Below are 4,384 nucleotides of genomic sequence, written 5' to 3'. Positions count from 1 at the left end.
AGCTGAACCACGATCGGAATAACCTCCTTTAGGTAGTCGATGATCTCCTGTTTTTTGAGGTCCATGCCACTTTGCGTGACCATCAACGCAAGGCGCTCATAGGCCGATCGGCCCGAATTGGCGTGCACTGTAGTCAGCGAGCCGGGATGGCCGGTATTGATCGCCTGCAAGAATGAGAAGGCTTCTGCCCCGCGAAGTTCGCCAAGCATCAACCGGTCGGGGCGCATACGCAGCGAGGCCTCGAGGAGTTGTTGTTGAGTGACCTTGGCGCGGCCCTGGTCGCCTTTGGAGGCGAGCAGGGCAACCGTGTTCGGTGTGATTGGCTTCAGCTTGCGCGTATCCTCGATCGTGACAATCCGTTCTTCGTCCGGGATTTCCTTCAGAAGTGCATTGAGAAAGGTGGTCTTGCCGGTGGACGTGCCGCCGGAAACAACGATGGAGACCCGCAAGCGCACAGCGGCCCGAAGAAATTCCATGGCATCGAAGTCTCTCTGCATCATAGCGGCAAGCTCTTCTTCGGCAGCCGACAGCGAAAGCTGGCGCCCGACGCGCGTATGCTCGAAAGCGCCACGCCGCTGATAAACGTCGAGCCCGATGTCATGAATGACCTGCTTGCGGATGGAGAGGGCGCCGCCCTCTGGTGCTGCCGGCGGCAGCACGCATTGGAAACGCTCCCCGGATGGCAGCGACGCGGACAGGATCGGGTGCTCGTCATTGACGACTTGGTTGGTGGAACCCGCGACCCGCTCGCTCAACGTCCCAATCCAGTGGGCCGTGAACTGCGCGTCTTCCACCCGCTCCATGCTGCTCACACCCAGGCGCTCGATGAAGAGTTCGCCGGGCCGATTTACCGAGATTTCGGAAACGCGGTCGTCCGATAGGAAGGGCTTTAGCCGTTCGAGGGCCTTTTCGAGAAACGGGAACGCGCTCATTTGTAGACCGGCGCGATCGGATAATAAGGCGTGGGGTCGACATCCCTGCGGATCTGCCCGCCGCGTTTCAGGCGCATCATCTCCTGCCGGACGGGATCAGCATAGAAGTCGGAGAAGTCGAGATCACGCCGGAGGTACACGATCACTGGCTCCCCCTGAGCCACGTAGATCGTCGGCGGGATTTTCGAGCTTTCCTTGAACGCTTCGTTGGCGATCTCCTGTAGGATGGATGAGGATTTTTCAGCGGCAATGGCGCGCGCCTCCGCGGCTGTTTGGCTGGGTTCGGTGGTCACCGTCGTGRCAGCTCCGGTAACCGGATCTACGGTGGAGATGGAGCGCGCACTGTTGGTCGGGGTCTCCCCGAGGGCGGAAACATATTCCGCCGCACCGCCAATCACCGAGAGCATGATTGCTGAGCCGAACCGTTCCCAGAAGTGGGTGTCGATGTCGCCGGTCAGGCCAGCGCGACCAAGCCGGTCGGCGCCGGGCGAAGCGATCTCGACCGACAGTCCGTCGGAGCGGATCACCCGCGACCAGACGACGAAGATCCGCTTTTGGCCGCGCGCCAGCCCGGACTTGTACTCCCCGATCAGGCGAGACCCCTTCGGGATCAGGATGCGTCCACCATCAAGCGAGCGCACGTCCTCACGTACTACGGCGCGCACCATACCGGGAAGGTCGGTATTGATGGCCGTTTCCAGAAAACCGCGGATCATCGTGCCCTGCGCGACGAGCGCGTCGGTGCGATCAAAGCGGGTCGCCTTGACGATGCCGGCCGTCTGTTTCTCCGACTGCGCCAGGAAGGCCTTGTTCGCGTCGGTCTCGGCCCCTGGCACGGTCTCGAGCTGGCCATCATCAGCGATGGTCACCGACTGGTCGCTCCCGGCCAAACTCTCACTGTTTGACCCGTCGACAATGATCTGCTCCGAACGCAACCGCTCCCAGCGGGCCTTCTCCTCGTCTTCGCGCCGCTTGGCTTCCAGTTGCGCCAGCCGCTCGTCTTCTTCCGCGCGCCGGCGTGCCTCTTCCATCCGGCGTCGCTCTTCCTCAGCCAGGCGGCGGGCTTCCTCGATCTGTCTCAGTTTTTCCAGGTCTTTACCTTGGTTGACCGTGACATCAACTGTCGCAGCATCCACTGGCTTTTTCTCCTCGACCATAGGGATCTGCACGAGGTTGGGGTCGGCTGCCTGCTTGACCGGTTCGTCGGGGAAATTACGAATGCTGGTATTCGATGTTTCGAAGGTCTCAGTAGCGCCCTCGTTGAGGCCGGGGTTCTGAGGACCCGTCGGCCAGTTGACGTAGGCGAGCACGCCCGCACCGACGACGAGGAGGAGCGGAAGCGCCAGCTTGCCGAGACGGCCGTTGCGGGTGCTGGCGACACTGCTTTGACCATCGAGGTGGTCGAAATCGATCCCGCTCATCGCTGGCTGCCCTCCTTACCGTCAAGGTTCTTCGGGCCATAGGCATCCTCGACAAGATCGAAGGATCGGCGATTAGCCTGTCGATTGTAGAGGCATAGCCATTTGTCGCCGGCGCGTAGCGTGAATTGGGCGGAGATCTTGTCGACCACGACGTATTTACCTTGTGTGCGCAGGTTGACGAGCGACTCCTGACGCTTGCCTTCGACGACGAAGATCGCCGGGATTTCATCCGGAAACTCCAGATACATATGAGTGCCGTCATCGAAGGCGACGCGCGGCTTCAGGCTGCTGTCGCCCCGGAAGACATAGTCGTAGTTGAGCCGGCTCGGATCGAGGCCTTTCAGCAGTGGATCCTTGGCGCTATCCTGGGCTGCCGCCAGAAGGCGTGCGTTCACGTCTTCGTCGGGATATTTGAAGCGCACCTGGAACGCAGCCCTGAGATCGGCGGCGGCCGAGCCTTTCAGAAGAAGCGCATAGACCCGCTGGTTGGTGACGATGTTGACGTTGGTCTCGGCGTTTTCGCGCAGCGGTTTGACGAAGAGGATGCTGGATCCCTTCTTCGGCACGATCGACCAACTCGCCGTGTCGCCAGCCGAGATTGTCTCGATCACCTCGGAGCTCCCAAGCTGGATCATCGTCGATACGCCCAGCCCGGCGGGAACGGTGACAACGGCATTGTTGTTGAACGTGATGTAGCGGATGCGAGGATCGGCCGCAGCCAAGGACTTTGCCATGATGATCAGCAGCGAGATGGCAGCGAGGATAAGGCGAGATTTTTGCATCAGCGTGCCGCCCTATCAGCCGGCAGAACTTCCGGGAGCGACTCCTGGTCACGCCGATACTCGATGACCTGAAAACCGAGCGGATTGTCGAAGCGATACTCGTTCTTCAACGGCGCGGTCGTATAGCGGAAGCGCACGACCGAAACCCAATGTTCGCGCCGCAACGTGTTATCCCGGCGTGTTTCTGTTGAGAAGCGCACGGTCGCCGTCGACGAATTCAGAAATGACACCGACTTGATCGTCACGGAAATTCGGGTGTCTCGGCCAAGCAGCTTATCCCGCGACTGCGGGTTGGATGGCTCGAATTCGTGGCGCAGGTCGACCGAGGCCTGTGCCGTCGAATAAAGCTGGGCAAGGTCGTAATTGTCCTTCAGACCTCGCGGATCATAGGTTTCGCGCGCCCTGATGTAGCGGACGATGTTGGCGGTCTTGATCGCATCGTTCTCCGAAAGCTTGCTCTCATCCAGCGAGCGTGCGACCTCAACGAAACCGGTGGTCTTGTCGACTACCACCACAACGGCCTCGAATTGCTTTAACGGAACGAGGAGATTGAGGGCTGACAGGCTGAGCAGCGTCGAAACGCTCGCGATCGTCGCGACCGTCCATGCGATTTTCCGCGATCGGCGTTCCTTGCGATAGAGTTCCGCCTCCCACGATGCACCCGCATGCCAATAGGTGCTCAGGTCCAGGTGAGGGGTGTTGGGGTGCTGTTCAGTCGTGTCTGCGTTGGCCATATCTGCTTCCAATGCGCCGCTTTCGCGGCGGGATAAATTATATTTAATTCCAAGGGCGTGGAGAGGTTCAGAACGATCTCCCAGGGTCGTTATGGGCGCGTTTGTTCGGCTTAAAAATGAGCAGCGCTATCTCAAAAGCTGCCGCTGTCCCGACGCGACTACATGGCTTTCGAAACTTAGCTGCACCAACGCATCAGCGTTCTCTCTGAAGCGGGATTGGAGAAATAGAAGCTCCTATCGTCCCTCACCTCGATCCGGACCGTATCACGATCGCCGTCTGCTTGGTCTGCCCCAACCTCGACCCAGAGGATGTCGAGGACATAGGAAGCGCCRTCATGTTTGACGGATCTCACCGTCCCGGTGGTTTTGTTGGCGCCGATACCTTTATCCTCGATATAGATAAAAGCAGCTGCCGCGGCATCGCAGCCACGTTCGGCAGGTGCATAGGCGCCAGTGAGTACCGGAACGATCGAGCTTTTTGACTGCCCCATGGCAATGGTGGGAAACAGCATGGC

The 4,384-nt window shown here is 59.8% G+C and carries 5 protein-coding genes; all 5 read right to left on the bottom strand.

Annotation, left to right across the window (positions count from 1 at the left end):
- Positions 1 to 932 (bottom strand): P-type DNA transfer ATPase VirB11 (gene virB11 / locus AC1D17_RS27780; protein WP_477568461.1); only part of this gene is annotated, 932 nt, incomplete at its 3' end.
- Positions 929 to 2,353, bottom strand: coding sequence for a type IV secretion system protein VirB10 (gene virB10, locus AC1D17_RS27775; protein WP_477568460.1), 1,425 nt, complete (start codon positions 2,351 to 2,353; stop codon positions 929 to 931). The genes virB11 and virB10, both read right to left, overlap by 4 nt.
- Complete coding sequence (locus tag AC1D17_RS27770) at positions 2,350 to 3,135, bottom strand: TrbG/VirB9 family P-type conjugative transfer protein (protein WP_477568459.1); 786 nt, start codon at positions 3,133 to 3,135, stop codon at positions 2,350 to 2,352. The genes virB10 and AC1D17_RS27770 overlap by 4 nt, the downstream gene beginning before the upstream one ends.
- On the bottom strand, positions 3,135 to 3,869 hold the full coding sequence (locus AC1D17_RS27765; protein WP_477568458.1) for a VirB8 family type IV secretion system protein: 735 nt from the start codon (positions 3,867 to 3,869) through the stop codon (positions 3,135 to 3,137). Before AC1D17_RS27765 ends, AC1D17_RS27770 begins: the two co-directional genes overlap by 1 nt.
- Positions 3,870 to 4,045: 176 nt before the next feature.
- The coding region (locus tag AC1D17_RS27760; RefSeq protein ID WP_477568457.1) for a hypothetical protein at positions 4,046 to 4,384 on the bottom strand (339 nt) is incomplete at its 5' end.

It is taken from the genome of Pararhizobium sp. P1_E7, from assembly GCF_056405855.1.
This window is presented reverse-complemented; position numbering and strand designations above follow the sequence as displayed.